The 16,603-nt window shown below is 39.1% G+C and carries 19 protein-coding genes and 1 tRNA gene; 11 read left to right on the top strand and 9 right to left on the bottom strand.

What is annotated here, in order from left to right:
- The first annotated feature begins 118 nt into the window (after window positions 1–118).
- Window positions 119–190, top strand: a tRNA-Gln gene (locus tag JOD45_RS00100).
- A gap of 148 nt (window positions 191–338) precedes the next feature.
- Window positions 339–1,079: a YqjF family protein gene (locus tag JOD45_RS00095; RefSeq protein WP_239548966.1), complete on the top strand. Its 741-nt coding sequence runs from the start codon at window positions 339–341 to the stop codon at window positions 1,077–1,079.
- A 153-nt stretch (window positions 1,080–1,232) separates the two neighbouring features.
- Here the strand turns inward: JOD45_RS00095 and JOD45_RS00090 are convergent, their stop codons facing one another.
- Window positions 1,233–1,919, bottom strand: coding sequence for a TerC family protein (locus JOD45_RS00090; protein ID WP_205001768.1), 687 nt, complete (start codon window positions 1,917–1,919; stop codon window positions 1,233–1,235).
- Window positions 1,920–2,372: 453 nt separating this feature from the next.
- Here JOD45_RS00090 and JOD45_RS00085 point away from each other — a divergent pair, with 453 nt between their 5' ends.
- The 3 genes from JOD45_RS00085 (at window position 2,373) to JOD45_RS00075 (ending at window position 5,334) form a co-directional block, all read left to right on the top strand.
- Entirely contained in the window at window positions 2,373–3,764 is a 1,392-nt protein-coding gene (locus tag JOD45_RS00085; RefSeq protein WP_205001767.1) for a hypothetical protein, read from the top strand.
- A gap of 159 nt (window positions 3,765–3,923) precedes the next feature.
- Window positions 3,924–4,814: a diacylglycerol/lipid kinase family protein gene (locus JOD45_RS00080; RefSeq protein ID WP_205001766.1), complete on the top strand. Its 891-nt coding sequence runs from the start codon at window positions 3,924–3,926 to the stop codon at window positions 4,812–4,814.
- 85 nt (window positions 4,815–4,899) lie between these two features.
- Window positions 4,900–5,334 (top strand): ferritin-like domain-containing protein, encoded by a 435-nt coding sequence (locus JOD45_RS00075; protein ID WP_205001765.1) that lies wholly within the window; start codon window positions 4,900–4,902, stop codon window positions 5,332–5,334.
- 30 nt (window positions 5,335–5,364) lie between these two features.
- On the opposite strand, the gene JOD45_RS00070 is transcribed toward JOD45_RS00075, so the two are convergent.
- The gene (locus JOD45_RS00070) at window positions 5,365–6,579 is read right to left on the bottom strand and encodes an ABC transporter permease (RefSeq protein WP_205001764.1); all 1,215 of its coding nucleotides are present in this window, start codon (window positions 6,577–6,579) and stop codon (window positions 5,365–5,367) included.
- The gene (locus tag JOD45_RS00065; protein ID WP_205001763.1) at window positions 6,567–7,319 is read right to left on the bottom strand and encodes an ABC transporter ATP-binding protein; all 753 of its coding nucleotides are present in this window, start codon (window positions 7,317–7,319) and stop codon (window positions 6,567–6,569) included. Before JOD45_RS00065 ends, JOD45_RS00070 begins: the two co-directional genes overlap by 13 nt.
- A gap of 255 nt (window positions 7,320–7,574) precedes the next feature.
- Here JOD45_RS00065 and JOD45_RS00060 point away from each other — a divergent pair, with 255 nt between their 5' ends.
- Both JOD45_RS00060 and JOD45_RS00055 read left to right on the top strand, forming a co-directional pair.
- Window positions 7,575–8,012 carry an HIT family protein gene (locus tag JOD45_RS00060; protein WP_205001762.1) on the top strand — a complete coding sequence of 146 codons (438 nt, stop codon included), beginning with the start codon at window positions 7,575–7,577 and terminating at the stop codon, window positions 8,010–8,012.
- A gap of 148 nt (window positions 8,013–8,160) precedes the next feature.
- Window positions 8,161–8,706 (top strand): tryptophan transporter, encoded by a 546-nt coding sequence (locus tag JOD45_RS00055; RefSeq protein WP_205001761.1) that lies wholly within the window; start codon window positions 8,161–8,163, stop codon window positions 8,704–8,706.
- A gap of 72 nt (window positions 8,707–8,778) precedes the next feature.
- Here JOD45_RS00055 and JOD45_RS00050 read toward each other — a convergent pair whose 3' ends face one another.
- The gene (locus JOD45_RS00050; protein WP_205001760.1) at window positions 8,779–8,916 is read right to left on the bottom strand and encodes a hypothetical protein; all 138 of its coding nucleotides are present in this window, start codon (window positions 8,914–8,916) and stop codon (window positions 8,779–8,781) included.
- A 68-nt stretch (window positions 8,917–8,984) separates the two neighbouring features.
- Window positions 8,985–11,336 carry an RNA polymerase recycling motor HelD gene (gene helD / locus JOD45_RS00045; protein WP_205001759.1) on the bottom strand — a complete coding sequence of 784 codons (2,352 nt, stop codon included), beginning with the start codon at window positions 11,334–11,336 and terminating at the stop codon, window positions 8,985–8,987.
- A 299-nt stretch (window positions 11,337–11,635) separates the two neighbouring features.
- On the opposite strand from helD, the gene JOD45_RS00040 reads away from it, so the two are divergent.
- Complete coding sequence (locus tag JOD45_RS00040) at window positions 11,636–11,803, top strand: hypothetical protein (protein WP_205001758.1); 168 nt, start codon at window positions 11,636–11,638, stop codon at window positions 11,801–11,803.
- A gap of 38 nt (window positions 11,804–11,841) precedes the next feature.
- On the opposite strand, the gene JOD45_RS00035 is transcribed toward JOD45_RS00040, so the two are convergent.
- A complete protein-coding gene (locus JOD45_RS00035) occupies window positions 11,842–12,036 on the bottom strand; it encodes a hypothetical protein (RefSeq protein WP_205001757.1) in 195 nt (64 codons plus the stop codon).
- Between the two features lie 84 nt (window positions 12,037–12,120).
- On the opposite strand from JOD45_RS00035, the gene JOD45_RS00030 reads away from it, so the two are divergent.
- Window positions 12,121–12,486, top strand: a complete 366-nt coding sequence (locus JOD45_RS00030) for a YtxH domain-containing protein (protein WP_205001756.1) — start codon at window positions 12,121–12,123, stop codon at window positions 12,484–12,486.
- Window positions 12,487–12,496: 10 nt separating this feature from the next.
- Here JOD45_RS00030 and JOD45_RS00025 read toward each other — a convergent pair whose 3' ends face one another.
- Window positions 12,497–13,237: a hypothetical protein gene (locus JOD45_RS00025; protein ID WP_205001755.1), complete on the bottom strand. Its 741-nt coding sequence runs from the start codon at window positions 13,235–13,237 to the stop codon at window positions 12,497–12,499.
- A 267-nt stretch (window positions 13,238–13,504) separates the two neighbouring features.
- Here JOD45_RS00025 and JOD45_RS00020 point away from each other — a divergent pair, with 267 nt between their 5' ends.
- Complete coding sequence (locus JOD45_RS00020) at window positions 13,505–14,050, top strand: DUF3267 domain-containing protein (protein ID WP_205001754.1); 546 nt, start codon at window positions 13,505–13,507, stop codon at window positions 14,048–14,050.
- A gap of 53 nt (window positions 14,051–14,103) precedes the next feature.
- On the opposite strand, the gene JOD45_RS00015 is transcribed toward JOD45_RS00020, so the two are convergent.
- Window positions 14,104–14,688, bottom strand: coding sequence for a YpmS family protein (locus JOD45_RS00015; protein ID WP_205001753.1), 585 nt, complete (start codon window positions 14,686–14,688; stop codon window positions 14,104–14,106).
- A gap of 404 nt (window positions 14,689–15,092) precedes the next feature.
- Between JOD45_RS00015 and JOD45_RS00010 the strand changes: the two genes are divergently transcribed.
- The gene (locus tag JOD45_RS00010; RefSeq protein WP_205001752.1) at window positions 15,093–15,974 is read left to right on the top strand and encodes a peptidylprolyl isomerase; all 882 of its coding nucleotides are present in this window, start codon (window positions 15,093–15,095) and stop codon (window positions 15,972–15,974) included.
- A gap of 11 nt (window positions 15,975–15,985) precedes the next feature.
- Here JOD45_RS00010 and JOD45_RS00005 read toward each other — a convergent pair.
- Window positions 15,986–16,603: transposase (locus JOD45_RS00005; protein WP_205001751.1), on the bottom strand; the 618-nt coding region annotated here is incomplete at its 5' end.

The following is a 16,603-nucleotide window of genomic DNA, read 5'->3' as shown; positions in this document are numbered from 1 at the left end:
TAAAAAAACGATCTATTTCCTTTATTTTCTTCAATAGTCTCCAAAACATGAATTTAAATCCAATCGAATTTTGACGTATAATTTATTATTAACGCGGCTATCTTAAAAATGTCAACGATGGGATATAGCCAAGCGGTAAGGCAACGGACTTTGACTCCGTTATGCGCAGGTTCGAATCCTGCTATCCCAGTAAAAAACGCCGGGGGTGCGTCAAACGCTCCCTTTTATATTCGACATATACTATCGCTTTTTTAGTGCAGACAATATATTATTGAGGAGCCAAAATTTTGTGTTTTTTGGTTCTTTTTTAAAGAAAAATGGCTATTTTGAGGTTACAAATGATGAAAATGCAAACCAACCACCGGCCGTACCCTTTGCCCATTCGCCCTTGGATAATGACGCAAACATGGAATGATGTGTTTTTTATCCACTGGCCAGTAGATTTCGATGATATAAGAGATAAAGTGCCAAAGCCATTATACATTGACACATTTAACGGACGGGCATGGATCGGCATCGTCCCCTTTCATATTACAGATTTCAAAGTTAGAGACATATTCTCAATTCCTTTTTCCAGCGCATTCCCTGAAATCAATGTCCGGACTTACGTTACATATAATAATAAACCGGGTGTTTACTTTTTCAGCCTTGATGCAGGTCATTGGATGGCATCTGTTGCTGCGCGAACAGCTGCCCGGCTGCCTTATTTTTTTTCAAAAATAGATGTCGCTAAAAAGAATGGCATCATCACTTATAAAAGCAGCCGTCAAGATACAAATCGTTTAGATGGCGAGTTTGAGGGATCATTTTCTTCAGATCATACAACTTACAAATCGGAAAAAGGCTCACTGGATGAATGGCTGACGGAGCGGTACTGCTTCTATACGACATATAGAAATAAACTGTACCGATGCGATATTCATCATGAAAAGTGGGAACTGCAAAAAGCCGAAGGGGAAATTTTAACGAATACACTCGTTTCTTCACAAGGAATCACATTGCCTGATGATAAGCCGGTATTTCATTATGCTTCGCGCAAAAAAGCGCTTATTTGGCCATTAATTCAAGTGAGGAAGTAATTGATCAGGAACTACTGCAGCATAAGATTGGTAACTGAATAACCTTTTGGTTCTCAGAATAGTTCAAGCAGATAAAAAGAGAAAGATCTTTTTATCTGCTTGGCTTTTTTGAGACAGATGTTTAAGGTTTATGATTCACTTTTCGGCATTCACTTAAGCGGTTTGACGATATCGTTTGACCTTATCATTGGTTCTTTTTCCTAACAAAAGCACCGCAATGATCATAATTATAATAAGAATCCATTTCATTAGCGGCAAATCGCTAAAAAATTGATCGATAAGCGGTTCGCTCGTCAACATCTTGCCGGCGGTAAAAGCAAGGATAGCTGATCCTGCATAAATAATCCAAGAATACCGATTCATTAATTTAAGAAAAATTGTGCTGCCTCCCATGATCATTGGCACACTTATAATGAGCCCTAAAATGACTAACAAATAGCTGCCGTGAGCGGCACCGGCCACTGCCAACACATTATCAAGCCCCATTAGCGCATCGGCAATGATGATCGTTCGAACCGCGCCTAATAAACTGTTTTCTGCTTTTATATGACTATGATCTTTGTCGTCTGCTAACAGCTTATAAGCGATCCAAACTAATAGCAAACCGCCGATGAAATGCAGTCCAGGCACTTTTAACAGCCAGACAACAACTAAGGTAGCTAAAGCCCGAACAGCAACAGCGCCCATACTTCCCCACAAAATGGCTTTCTTTTGCTGATTTTTCGGTACACGTCTCGCTGCTAAGGCAATAACAATCGCATTATCTCCTGCAAGAATTAAATCAATGCCGACAATCAGCAACAATCCCGTCCAAAAATCAATTGACATTAAAAATTCCATTTTACATCTCCTTTGTTTATCAAAATAAAAATGGCGGTGCAAAATCTTAAAAAGATAAACTGACAGTAAAAAAAACAGCCCCTACCGCATGGTAAAGGCTGTTTTCCTTAAAAAATATAAAAACCTTTACCATATAGGCATGGCAAAGGTCTTGCTAACAACGTCCGTTGCCAACAAAGGCCGAGGATAACATCCCGAATTGACGACCTAAGTTGTACAGCTACTCCCCTTTGAGAAGCTATTCTATTTAGAATAATCATAATTAATAAGCGCCCATTTGTCAACGCTTAACAAAGATATTTTTATTTCCGACAGATTATCATCATTTCCCCGGAAATATGAGACATTTTATTTCATAAAACTCCCCTAATATCATTAGGCGATTATCACGCTCATTTAGGCAATCGCATAATTTATTGACATAAACTTAAAGCATCACAGGGGGCTGAGCGTATGGGCATTGAGTTATCAGCTGTTCATTGGGTTTATGTGGTGTTTATCTTATTCATTATCGGGTTTATGATTTTCAAACGCGATACGACCCTTATTTGTATATTAGGTATTTTTATTATCGGATTGATAGCAACATCTTCTTTTACAACAGCTGTCAGCAGTGTTTTTAACAGTCTCATATATGCGATCACACAGTTATTAAGCACCATTTTAGTAATATCAATTATTGTCGCACTAAGTCATGTTATGACGAAAACAGGGATTAATGATGTCATGATAGCGCCGTTTACCAAATTGATCAAAAATCCAACACTGGCTTTCTGGATTACTGGCCTTGTGATGATGACTGTTTCCTTTTTCTTTTGGCCTTCGCCTGCTATTGCTTTATTAGGTGTTGTATTGCTTCCGGCTGCTGCACGCGCCGGCCTTCCCGCCATAGGAGCGGCTATTGCTATGAACCTCTTCGGCCACGGCATTGCCCTCTCCGGGGATTATATTATTCAGGGTGCGCCTAAATTAACAGCCGACGCCGCCGGTATCCCCGTATCTGAGGTCATGAAAGCAAGCGTCCCCCTTGTTATTGTAATGGGAGCGGTAACAACAGTGACCGCCTTTTTCTTGCTCAAACGCGATATGCGGCTTGGCCGGATCGTTGTCAGTCAATCTGATATTGAAAAAGCAAATGGAAAAACGGCAAATCAGCAATTATTAGCCAATCATAGCCGAATTTTCTTTGCTGTCCTTATACCCATTCTATTAATGCTTGATGTTGCGGGAATGATCGCTTTTCATCTGGAAGGCAGTGATGCCACAGCTTTGATCGGCGGCACTATTATATTCCTGCTTATGATGATATCAATCAATGCTTATAAAAATGACGGGCTAGAAAAAATAACCTCTTATTTTATTGAGGGGCTTCAATTTGGATTCAAAGTTTTTGGTCCAGTGATCCCTATTGCGGCCTTCTTCTATATTGGCGGCGATGGATTTAAGGCTGTATTTGGGCAAAGTCTCCCCCATTCGATGGGTATAGTCAATGATCTCGGCAGCGCTTTAGCTCATACAGTTCCAGTTAACAGTGAAATCGCTTCCGGGACATTAACGATTGTCGGTGCGATTACTGGACTTGATGGATCAGGCTTCTCAGGCATTTCACTTGCCGGTTCAGTCGCTCACTTATTTGCCGGCGCTCTCGGGCATGGCATAGCAACATTAACAGCAATGGGGCAAATTGCTGCCATTTGGGTCGGCGGCGGTACAATTATCCCTTGGGCACTCATTCCGGCAGCAGCCATCTGTCGTGTTGATGCCTTTGAATTAGCGAGGAGAAACCTTATTCCCGTATTATTTGGATTGGCAGTGACAACCATTGTCGCTATGTTTCTTGTATAAGGGACAGATTATTAAGCGCCTTTCTGAATAGCATCCTTTTAACTGGCCATTCTTATTTCTCAGTCCTGTACATCTTCTCAATGCATGCCAAACAAACGTGTAAAAAATAATAAAACAGGGAAAATAATCATCATCATGCAGTACGAGAGGAAGTTGTCTATGGATAAAGTTTCCGTCATCGTTAACCCAAATGCAGGCCAGAAAAAAATCAAAAATCATTTGGACAGTATAAAAAATATTCTTTCAGACGGTTTCAAACAAGTCTCTTTCTATGAAACCCGAAAGAAAGGAGACGGCACATCATATGCCAAAAAACTGGCAAATAGTTCAGATGTCATCATTGCCGCCGGAGGAGACGGCACAGTTTATGAAGTGTTAAACGGCCTTTCGCCTTTAAATGACCGTCCCGCATTTGCGATTATTCCGGGAGGCACCTGCAATGACTTTTCGCGGGCTTTAGGCATGAGCCAAAATCCAGCAAAGGCTGCCGAACAGATCGTTCAACAAAACATTCAAGATATTGACGTTGGCTTTGACGGCTGCCAATATTTCCTTAATTTTTGGGGAATCGGCCTTATCACCGCGGTATCCAGTCAAATTGAAGAAGATATTAAATCAACGTTCGGACGTCTTTCTTATTACTTAAGCACGATACAAAATATAAAAGAAAATGACACTTTTCACTATGAGATTTCCAGTTCCGACTATTATTATTCGGGAAAAGCAGAAATGATTATTATTGCTAACGGGCCATTTACAGGAGGGATAAAACCCTTTTTGCCTGAAGTTAATATTCAAGACGGCATGCTTGACGTACTAGTCCTAAGAGAAGCGAACTTATCTTCCCTTTTTTCCATCTTAAAAAAGAGGACTGGTATGTTGGCATCAATAGACGAAAATATCATCCATTTTCAAACGCCGCAATTAACGTTAAAAACATCGCCAAAAAAACTGATAGATTGTGACGGTGAAAGGCATCTTAAGACACCCGCAGAAGCTACAATCAGAGCGCTGCCAAACCATTTAAAAATGCTGGCGGGGAAATTTTAAAAAACGATCTATTAAAAAAGAGGTTTAACTTTTTGCTGTAAGGGTAAATATTAAATAGATCATAGTTGGAAAGGATGAATCATTCATGGATCAAGAAATGAAAGAACTTATCGATGGATTAAACGAAGATTTGGCTGCGGAATATTCTGCCGCCATCCAATACACATATTACGCATCTGCAGTCCAAGGTTTATATTATCAAATTTTAAAGCCGGTATTTGAAAACGAAATTCCTGATGAACAAGGCCACGCGCTATACTTATCTGAGAAAATTATTAACCTTGGCGGCCAGCCGACTACGAAACCAGTTGAAGTTAAGCCGGTTACTGATGCCAAAGATATGCTTCAGGAAGCTTATAAAGCGGAAAAAGATACAATCGAACGCTATAAAAAGCGCCGTGAACAAGCTGATAAGCTAGGTTTGGTTGAATTGGTTGTTAAATTGGAAGATATGATCGCTGATGAAACAAAACATATGGAAGAAATGCAGCGGCTGCTTAATGATCCACGCTTTTCTTAAAAAGCGTGCCTATAAAGCAAAAAAGCGCACCTAAACAGGTGTGCTTTTTATCTTGGCGCGAACATAACCTAAAGTGAAAACAGCATTCAGAGCAAGAGATAATATGAGTAAAATGATAAATGAAATGAAAGAACCGACAGCAACAGCTCCAGCAATACTCAGCAAAACCCCTTGGATTACGAGCAAGCTGAATAAAATTTGCAAGTAGTTTTGCTGCTTAATCTGTTCATGAATCGGATATAAATCAGCCAGCGCTTGTGGTGTTATATGGCGCCAAAGCGTTAACAGCTGAACTGCAGAAATATACATCACAGCGAGCAAAATAAAATATGTACTGTACCCATTCGTCAAGAATAACTCAATCACCATGCCGGCCACTGTCAGCCTGATAAACATTCCAAAGTATTCATGTGAACGAATAAATGTTTTTGCATAAAACATTTTAAAAACAGACGGCTGTCCATAAGTAAATTGGGTCAACGCATTTAACCAAAAGCGCGGCTTGACTTTCCCTTTAAGCTGCGGAACATCCGTAAACAAGTTTGCAAATCTATACAGAATCATGAGCTGTTTGTTCTCCATTTCTAACAGCCGGTCCCATTTTAAAAGTCTCTGATTGGCCAGGCGCCGGGATATCAATGAGATTATCGCCATCACGCATATGAGGATAAGCACAAGGAAAATCAGCCTTCCATTGACCACTGCGTAAACAAAACCAAATGAAACAACAGCTCTAACCAATTTAATCATAAACGGCTGCGGTATATACTGCTCCTGCCACTTACAGTCAATATTCCACCACTTCGCTGCAAAAATTAAAATTGCTGACGCCGCTAATGCGAGGAAGCTGTGATTAATCATCCTGAAATAAAGCGGTGAAAACAGCACGAGCAGGACGATAATCGTGACGCACTGCAGCTGAAAACTGTACAGGCGGCTTTTTTTAAAGTATATCTCTAACTGAGTTTCAAGCGGCAGCAGAAATACAAGATCAGCTGACTCGATAAAGGTTCTTATAGGCGACCGAATGACAAAAATACCCACAGCCAAAGCAATCAACAAAGCGCTTGGGAAAGAAGGCGTCAGCGTGTCCAACCATTTTTTATAATAAATGCTTCCGACAATCAATATGACATAAAGCACAAACGTCAGACCGCTGTTCATAGTTATCAGTTTCCAATACCGGGAAGCCATTTTCCAATATTCCGAACGCCTGCGGTTCCAAAGGGCTTCTATCTTATCCATGATGTTTCACCCCTGGCCACAGCTACATAAATATCATGAAGGGAAGCGCGAGTATCGCCGTATTTTTCCTTAATCTCATCAATCGTCCCCTGAATAGCAATTTTCCCATCGTGAAGAATAATAAACCTATCACAATACTGTTCAGCGGTCGAAAGAATATGCGTCGACATTAAAATGGCCGCACCGTCCTCCTTCATTTCTTTCATTAAATCAAGAAACGATTGAATGCCGATCGGATCAAGCCCTACAAACGGCTCATCAACAACATAGAGATTCGGCTGCACTAGAAAAGCGCACATGATCATGACTTTTTGCTTCATACCTTTAGAAAAATGCCCCGGAAACCATTTCAATTTATTTTCCATCCGAAACATTTCCAATAATCGGTTCATCCGTTTCTGAAAATCTTTTTCATCAATTTGATAAGCCATCGCCGAAAGTTCTAAATGCTCTTTCAAGGTTAATTGTTCATATAGATCCGGCGTTTCCGGAATATATGCCATTTGGCTCCGGTAAAACATTTTATCCTCTTTGATCGTCTTGCCATTGACACGAATGGCACCCTCGAAAGGTTCCAATAATCCAAGAATATGCTTAATGGTTGTGCTCTTTCCCGCACCATTTAAGCCGACAAGCCCTACTAATTCACCTTTATTCACATGAAAGTTAAGATTATGAAGAACCGGCTGATTAATAGAATAACCGCCTTTTAAATGACTGACATCTAATACTTTTTCCATCTATTATAATTCCTCTCCTAAGGATTAAGTTTCCTGTCTGTCAAAAATATATCTTTCCGTTCGGCTTAGATCGTGATTTATCCCGAAGACCTCTACCGGCCAGCGGCTTCGCCTTAAGGGCCGGCACTAGCCGATATCTTCAGTTTATCAAAGATTGCCGCAAGTCTCTAACTAGGATGCGAACGTTCTTATTATTATGATAAAATAAATTAAGTCAAAAATCCGTATAAATGATGAATGAAAGGATGAATCACTATGGCCCACGATCCAAATTGTATTTTTTGCAAAATCATTAAAGGAGAAATTCCAAGCGCAAAAGTGTTTGAAAATGATGATGTCTTAGCTTTCCTAGATATCAGCCAGAATACAAAAGGACATACGCTTGTTATTCCAAAGGATCACCAGCAAGATATATTCAGCTTAAAATCAGAAACTGCCGCAAAATTGTTTTCAGTTGTCCCGCAAATCGCCCAAGGCATTAAAGATGCTTTTAACCCAATCGGCATGAATTTGCTGAATAACAACGGCGAATTCGCTGGCCAAACGGTCTTCCATTACCATATACATATCTTGCCTCGTTACGGAAAAGGCGATGGTTTCGGCGCCGTTTGGCATTCACACGAAAGTGAATACAGCGAGCAGGACCGCCAAGACATAGCTGACAAAATTGCCAATGCTATTAAAGGGGCATAATCTGCCATAGCAGTCAGCTTTTCAGCTTAACCGTTTTATAGTATATTATATTTAACTAAAGATAGATTTTCAAAAACGGCCTAACCTTGCAATAAACCACAGGGTATTATTGGAGGTTAAGACGAGATGAGATGAGGAGAGATGAGATATGAAGCTTCACAAGCTTTTGTTAATTGCTATTTTCCTTGGTATTGGAACGATTTTTCACACATTAATACCAGGCATCATTTTTGGAATGAAACCTGATATGCTGCTGACGATGATGTTTATTGCCATCTTCCTGTTTGCCGACAGAAGCAATATTTTCATAGTTGGTTTGGCTGCTGGCATTCTTTCCGGATTTACTTCCACTATTCCCGGCGGATTCATTCCAAATATCATTGATAAACTGATCACTTCCTTAGTGATTTTCGCTCTTTATTGCCTATTAATCCGCATGATGAAGCATAAGGCTGCAGCCCTTGTTTCAACTGCGGCAGGGACAGCTGTCAGCGGTGCCGTATTCCTTTCAGCTTTAACGGTTCTCGGTGCCTTGCCTGTAAAAACAAGCTTTATGGCCATGTTTATTGCGGCCGTGCTCCCTGCTGTCGTTATTAACACGATTTTTGCAGCTATCATTTACCCTATCATTGTAAAAATAATGAGGCAGTCGCGAAAGAGCCTATTAGCAACCCATATTGCAAAACGCGGTTAATAAAGAACGCAAAATAATGCCCCGCATCATTTTTAGATGCGGGGACATTTATTGATGTTAATTCATTTACTTTTATTTATTTTTATTAATTTCTATAATCTTTTCGACCTTTTGCTTAGTATCAGGAACTGGACTAAAGACGACAATCCCAATATGAGAAAAAGGCGGCAGGATAAGGTAAAATCCCGCCGCCCATATGGCCCGCATCACTCGAATTATCCTGTTGCCCACCTAAATCATTTTCTGCCACTCGTTAAGCTACAATGTGATAACCCATTTTATGCTTTATTTTGTATATAAAGATTTTCCGGTACTTCTGAAATAAACCGGCTCGGTTGTCCGACAAAAAACAGATGCAATTCATGCATTGCTCTTGTACATGCCGTATAAAACAATTGACGTTCACTTTCCTTGCCGTATTGCTCATCTGATGCATTATAAATGATAACAGCATCAAATTCGACACCTTTGGCTAAATAAGAAGGAATGACAAGAATTCCTGTCTCAAATGCAGCCGTATCTTTATCAATTAAACGCACCGGAACTTCATTTTGCAAGGCTTTAACGGCCTTTTGGCATTCTTTATAAGTCTTACATATCACTGCAATGGTCCGTTGCTCTTGAGCCTTGAGATCACGTATTAACCCGGCTAATTTCAAATGAAGATCTTCCTCGTTAACAGCCTGATTTAACACCGGCTTGTTCCCTGCCCTATTAAACGGGATAATGTCTTTTCCGCCTTCTATTAAATGCCTTGTAAATTCGACAATAGGGCGCGTTGAACGATAACTGCGCTTTAAAATGATTGTATCGGCCGCTTCGTCCCCATACAAAGAAGACAGCATAGAAAGACAGGTATTTTCAGCATGAGCGTAAATGGCTTGATTCATATCGCCAAGAACGGTCATTTTGCTAAAAGGGAACAGCCGCTTAATAAATTCAAATTGGAAAGGCGAATAATCCTGTGCTTCATCAATAAATACATGGCGAACCGATGTATTCGTTTTGAAGCCTTCGATCCGTTCTTTTAAATAAAGAAAAGGGGTTGCATCTTCATAAGTTAATATTTTGTTGTCTAAACGGCTTACCGTTTGTCTAGAAATCTCTGGCCAATTTTCCGGCAATTTATTTTTAGCGACGAATGTGCCGGCCAATTCAGGATCGCTGAATAATTGCCGATATATCGCCTGAATATCAATAAACTTTAGGTTTTTAACCTGTTTTCTTAGCTTTTTAAAATGTTCATTAACCACGTAAGCAGAGAGGAGCTTCTCTTCTCGCTCAAAGTCATCAAATGTATCTTCAGTATATTGATTTTTATTGCGAAGCAGCTGGTAAAAATGCGCATATTCCTCTTTATCAAGAAATTGGATTTCTTCTTTCACCCACGGCTTAGACCTTTCTTTTACAGCCAAATTTTTTAATTCTTTCAGCAGCCGCTCGCTGACAAGCTTCATTCTGTTCGGTATAGGCAGCGAGGTGTCCAGTTTGTAAAAATAGTTTGCGATTTGCTGCTGGGAGATAATGACTTCGCCGCGGAATTTAATATTTTTAAATAGGAGGCCTTTTTGCCCTAAGTATTTTAGATATTGTTCAATAACTTCCATAAAATCCAGGCCTGCTTTATAGCGGATTCCCTTTAACCGAATGTCATCATCCGCGCCTCCCTCAGCGGCCAGCACATGCTCCATTTGAGTAAATGGATCTTCAAGGTCAAACGATTCGCTTAGATGGCTTTGCAAAAACTCCTGAAAGGTTGCCTGCTGCATATTTTCTTCGCCAAGCTCAGGTAAAACAGTTGAGATATAACTGTTAAACAAAGGGTTGGGAGAAAACAAAACAATATCATCTGCACTGAGCGTGTCACGATATCTGTACAGCAGATAGGCAACTCGCTGCAAAGCGGCTGAAGTCTTTCCGCTTCCGGCAGCCCCCTGAACGATCAGTAACCGGCTTTTTTCGTTGCGAATAATTTGATTTTGTTCCTTTTGAATCGTTGCAACGATGCTTTTCATTTGGGAACTTGAAGGATTGCCAAGCACTTCTTGAAGCAGTTCATCACCAATCGTTATCCCCGTATCAAACATGCTTTTAATCTTAGCGTCGCGGATAATAAACTGGCGCTTAAGCTCCATTGTTCCCGTAATCGTACTGTCCGGCGCATTGTATTCAGCACGTCCTAGCGAATAATCGTAATAAAGGCTCGATATTGGTGCACGCCAATCATAAATAAGAAATTCTTCATTTTCTTTATCATAGAATGAACCGATGCCTAAATAAATGCATTCAGCTTCATCTTCTCCGTCTTCTAAAAAGTCGATTCTTCCAAAATAAGGAGATTGTTTGAGCCGTTTTAGAATATCTAATTGATGTTCCGCGTGTCTATGGCTTCGTTCTCTTTCTGACAGCAATTTGGCTTGCTGTATTATACTTGCATAAGTTTCAGCCGCTTCATCAGGGTTATCAAAGTTAATCCTTACATCATCCCAAAAATTTTTGCGAATATGGGACATGTCAGATTTAACGACGCCTGCCTGTTCTTCAAGCTGATCAATATGTTTATCGATTTTACTTGTCACTTGATGAACGCGTTTTTGTTCCATCTTAAATTCCTGCTCCCATTTGCTCATAGGCCATCTCCTTTATATCAGGATTTTCTGTAGAAAGTATTTGACAGCAGCGATATTTTATTGTAAAATTAAAATTGGGTATTAATACATATGTATTAGAATGAATGTTGGTATAACCGTTCATGATTTTAACACACAATACATGATCGTTCAATAACTGATTTTGCATTTGAATATACTTTGATTAAAATAATCTGGTCTGCAGTTCGTCAGGGCCGGATTTTTTATTTATATCCAAAAATAAAGGCATAGAACTCTGCTTAAACTGCACAATAATACGAGAAAGGAGAAGATAAGTCATGGCAAAAGAAAAACGAAAGGCAGAAGATTTTTATACTGCCGACCAAGTTGAAGAACTAGCAGGCGGATATAAAAATACTGATAACATCATGCCTGCAGATTATGATCTCTCCGATGCAGGAGAACGCGATGAAATGGCTGAAAACCAAGCAGAACGTACAAAATAGCCCGTCTGCCAAGGCGGGCTGTTTTTCTCTTCAATATTTTATGTGCGATAAATGAACCACGCCACGATAATCAACAATATCCCAACGACAGTTGAAATGATTGAGAGATTTTTTTCCTTAGCGATTTTCTTATTTTTAAACGCAAAACGCCTCTGCGTTGTCCATTTGCTGAAAGAATAAGAAAGACAACCGATACCTAAAATAAAAAATAAGCCTATTATGACGTATACCATATGACCGCCCCCGCCTTTCTTAATGATAAGGTATGCGGTTTGTATTATAATAATGTCATAAACCATCATAGAGGGGTGAGATTAATGGGAAAAGCCAAATCTTACATATGCGGTTTTGCTGCCGGGAGCGTCATTGCCGGAATGACCGTATTGCTGAGCACACCTAAATCAGGCCGTGAAATTCGCGGTGAAATGAAAGAAAAAGTTCAACAGGCTAAAGAACCTATGAATGATGTGAAAAATCAAATAGTCAGACTAAAGGACCAAGTCAATTCATTGAGCAAAGAAAGCCTGCCGGTTATTAAATCAACGCTTGGCGACATTGAGGATTTAGTCAACACATGGAACCAAGCGGTAAAACCTCACATTCATAATATTAAAGAAAACCTCAGCCAATTAGAACAAGCAAAAAAACAGTTTGAAAGGTCACAAAATGAACCGACTTCTTAATGAAGCCGGTTCATTTTAAAATTGATAGCGCTGAGGGGTTAATGCCTAACGCCTTAGCAATTTCCGTATAGGTCATGTCTTTATTTAATTTTAAATCTGCGACCTCTTCAGGACTTTTCCCTGAGACTTCCGATAAGACAAAGACATATGACATGTCGTTAATATCCAAACCCTCCTCCAGCAATTTACAAACATCACTTTTGTTATAATCAGCCAGAACTTTGACAGCTAATTCGGCTTGATCTATTTTGCTCATATTTATGGGTTGGTTAATTAACTCTCCGGAAGAAAAATGGGCAGCTTGTGAAAAGTGATGAGCAACATTCACCAGTTTTTCTTGAACCTCGCGATTAGGTGCTTCGTTAATTAATTGCTTAACTGTTTTATGTAAGTAATTCTTGTAATCGCCGAACACTTTATTAATATAAATCTTATAAGATTGATCACTCAATTGACCTTGTTTATGCATGTGTATTAACTTTTTGAGATCCGATAACTTCCCTTCAGCCAGAGAAGCGATCACGCTTAATTTCTTATCTTCATTAATCGTCAGCCCCATCCGCAAAGCATTAAGATCATTATCTAAATCATAGAGCCACTCATTTTCAGGCGTAATGCTCAAATTCAAAATTTCCGGATGTCCAAAATCAGCATCAGCGGGTTTGGCGGACACGTCCGCCGGCATTAAGAAGGAAAAAACAAAACCACATGCAGCAGTTAAGGCGACGATTGCTCTTTTTATTTGTTTCATCGAATGCCCCCTTTACCATATACCGAAATCCTTTTCCTTAGCCCTGCCCTCAATCCAAATCAAGAGAATTTCATTTTCCTTATATTTCCCCAATTGAAGAAAAATTAAAAGCATCCTAATAAAGAAAGGCAAATTTTAAAAAATGTACACAAGATTTTTTATAAGAAAGGGTTGATTTTCAATAAAAAAGACAGTAAAGTATGGAAAGAAAAACATCATGCGAAATGATAAAAGAAAAATTTTGAATCATGTTGCGGGGTGGGACCTATGAATTGTTGGAAAACATTCAACATCGGAAAAGACTTTGGAACAATTCGTTTGAATGTTCTTTCTCTCATGGGAATGATTATTTTCTTTATTGTCTACTATTTGCTGTTTATCGATTTAACCCATGTTGAAAGACTCTCATCCTTTAATCCTATTATATTTCTCATAACCATCATTTTTATCTTGCCTGTTCATAAACTGATCCATTGCCTGTCAGCGAGGGTGGTTGGAAAGAAAGCAACCCTTTCATTTGGATGGTTCAATTATGAAATCATTCCGTCTATCCACTGCAATATTCCGGGTACATTATCCAAGCGGCGATCTCTATTAGTTATCGCCAGCCCGGCCGTTGTCATAACATTGGGCATGGTTATATTGACAATCGTATATCCGCAGCATCTTCATTATTTTTCTTTGATTAGCGCTATAAATTTTGGCATCAGCATCAGTGACTTTGTTTATTTAAATAACCTGATTAAAGCCCCGGCTAATGCTTTTATCGAAGATGGTCCGGATGGATGCAGAATACTAGTCAAACAATCGTAAAAATGTGCAGGAAAGCTTCTTTGCGGCTTTCCTGCACATTTTTGATAACAGTATCAAGATTTTTGATGCAGCTCAAAAATGATCTTATTGCTGCTTAACTGAATTTGTTTAGCCTTTAAATAAAAGTCAATATCTTTATTTAAAGGAATCTTCGTGACATTGATATAAATTTGCCTTTTATCAGGCTGGACAATAACCCAGTCCGGCAATTTAGTCCCAAAGTTAATAAACTTCAATACTTGCTTATCAGGTAAATTAAATTTGCCTAATTTGACCGTTTTTTCTTTCAATATCACATCGCCATTTTCAACGACGGGGTTAAAGGCGATTGAAAAAGGCATAGAAGTTCCCAGCACGCCCAAGGAACCATTCACTCTTACATCATTATCCATATTTACGGAATAATTTAAATTACCGGTTTGATGCCTTTGTATTTCGTTATTAATCAAATGATCTAATTGTTCTTTATCCGCTTGAACGGTAAATATCGGCTGGCTGTTGTTTTTTACGTCATTGGGTATGTTTTGTGTTTTGCCGCCAATTGCTAGAAAACTGAAAAAGAATACTCCCGTAAGGACCAGTACAATCACTACAATGCCCAGCAGCGTGAAAAACGCCATTTTCCACTTATTTTTCATTTCTCATCACCTCGATATTATTAGACTATCATTTTTTATTGGGTTTTGATAATCTAATCATATATATTGTCATCATACATGTTCAAAGAGGCGTTCATTGTCCTCTATGAACTTGCGCGAACACCCCCGGAAGCTGTGTGAAAGCATACAAATGATCTGATATGTCTTTATTGTATCAGCAATTGCCGTACTATTTCTTGTTGTTTTCCTTTTATCATGCTGCATTTGATTAGACCTTTTTCAAGTATAAATTATACTTCAAAACAAATACTAAATAAAAATTTTAAATACATAAAGAGATACAAAATCCATATAAAAAGATGTGATTTTTCACATGTTCTCGACAGCACAGTTTATATAAGTTAGAATATTTTTATTGACAATTGATTATTAGGAGTGACAATATGAAGAAATTAATGCTACTATGCGCTGTTATGCTGGGGTTAGCCGGCGTTCTTTCAGCATGCGGCTCAAGCGCTGTCGTTAAAACCAAAGGCGGCGATATCACGAATGATGAATTCTATAAAGAATTGAAAAATCAAGCCGGCAACCAAGTCTTGCAGGAAATGGTTTACGAAAAATTACTCAATGCTAACTACAAAGTTTCCGATAAGGAAATTGATCAGAAAGTCAATGAAGTCAAGAAGAAATTCCCAAGCGATGAAGCCTTCAAACAAGCGCTTCAACAAAGCAACCTAACTGAAAAGCAATTCAGAGATAATGTGAAACAACAGCTCCTTCTCTTTAAAGCGCAAACTGACGGCGTTAAAGTGACTGAGAAAGAGATGAAGGATTATTATGATAAAAATAAAGACAAGCTGACTGAAGTTAAAGCAAGCCATATTCTCGTTAAAGATAAGAAAACAGCTGATAAGATCGAACAAAAGCTGAAAAAAGGCGAAGATTTCTCTAAATTGGCCAAAGAAAATACAACTGATACAGCTACAAAAGATAGCGGCGGCGACCTCGGCTGGTTCAAAAAAGGAGAAATGGATCCAGCGTTCGAAAAAGCTGCATTTAAACTTAAAGTCGGACAAGTCAGTGATCCTGTAAAAACCCAGTATGGTTATCACATTATTAAATTAACAGGCAAAAAAGACAGCTATAAAGAATTGAAACCTGAAGTAAAACAAGCGGTGCTTCAGAAAAAAGCAAAACCTGCGCAAGAAGTGCTGCAAAACCTTGTGAAAAAAGGCGATGTGAAAATTAAAGACAAGCAATTTAAAGATCTCTTTAATCAGCCGCAGCAGCCAACTTTACCGCCAGGCGCTTCGCCTCAAGGATAAAAAGTTAGGTTTCAAACATAAAAAGCGGGCTTGTCTGATAAGTCCTTAAAATGAAGCAAGTGGAGAAAAACAAATTGTTTTTCTCCACTTGCTTTTATATTTTTTCGATTTTTCTTCGAAAGCAGCTGGCGGATGCCGGCTGCTTTCAGTATGTTGTGGGCTAATGCCACAATCCCAAACTCGACATGAACCTTGTCGAGACCCCGCAATGAAAATCTGCGGAACGACCGATTGCCCTTGATGTGACCGAACACACTTTCTACCTCAATTTTTCGTTGAGCGTAGATTGTGGATTTTTCTTCACATTCAAGGGCTGCTTTTGCTTTCGCCTTCATTTCCTCGAAGACGGTATTCCAGTGAACTTGACGATTCCCTTTTGCTTTTGTGCATTGCGATTTCAATGGGCAATCTGTGCAATCTTCACATTCGTATATTTTGAAGCTTTGCTCATAACCAGACCGATTCTTTTTGGTTTGGTATTTTTTAAACGTCACCTTCCTTCCATTCGGGCAAATAAAACAATCGTCTTGTTCCAGATAGGTCCAATTTTTCGCGTTTTTGATGTCCTTTTTATATTTGCGTGTTTTCTCCTTAAGATAAGTGCCATAAGGAATAAGAAAATCAAATCG

It is taken from the genome of Scopulibacillus daqui, assembly GCF_016908855.1.
GTDB lineage: Bacteria > Bacillota > Bacilli > Bacillales > Sporolactobacillaceae > Scopulibacillus_A > Scopulibacillus_A daqui.
The sequence above is the reverse complement of the archived record's forward strand: the minus strand, read 5'-3'. Positions and strand labels throughout refer to the sequence as shown.